This is a genomic window from Pseudomonas sp. DrBHI1 (assembly GCF_002205115.1).
In the GTDB taxonomy this organism is placed as follows: domain Bacteria; phylum Pseudomonadota; class Gammaproteobacteria; order Pseudomonadales; family Pseudomonadaceae; genus Aquipseudomonas; species Aquipseudomonas mosselii.
The window spans coordinates 1-593 of record NZ_NIBE01000128.1; the positions used below are offsets into that span (position 1 = coordinate 1).

The window sequence follows — 593 nt, forward strand, 5'->3', positions numbered from 1 at the left end:
ATCTTCACCTGGTCGTCATTGCGGCCCTGGTAGTCCAGCGTGCCGTCGGCATTCCAGCGCACCAGATCGCCCGTGCGGTACATCCGGCCGCCGTTGAACGGATCGTCGAGGAAACGCTCGGCGGTCAGTTCAGGACGGTTGAGGTAACCTCGGGCGACCTGCGCACCACCGATGTACAACTCGCCTATCACACCCACCGGTACGGGTTGGCGTTGCTCGTCCAACACATAGACGCAGGTGTTGGCGGTCGGCTTGCCGATATGCAGCGCACCGCCCGGTTGCAGTTGCCCCGACGTCGCCACCACGGTGGTTTCGGTCGGGCCATAGTTGTTGACCAGCGCAAAGCCCGGATCACGGTCGAACTGGCGCAGGCGATCACCGCCGACCAGCAGCGTGCGCAGGGTCGGGTGCTGGCGTTCGCGGCGCAGCGCCTGCTCGGCGACCGGTGTCGGCAGGAAGCTCACGTGCAGCGGCTGCTCCAGCCACCAGTCGAGCAGTTCATCGACATGCTCGCCGCCGATGGACGCCGGCGGCAGGTGCAGCACCGCCCCGGTGCACAGGGCCGGCCAGGCTTCCCAGGCCATGGCGTCGAA

Annotated in this window: 1 protein-coding gene; it reads right to left on the minus strand. The window is 66.9% G+C overall.

Going from position 1 to position 593, the window contains the following annotated elements; all coding sequences use genetic code 11:
• Positions 1 to 593, minus strand: a 593-nt coding sequence (locus CC207_RS23955; protein WP_143496173.1) for an AMP-binding protein, incomplete at both ends; no start/stop codon positions are given.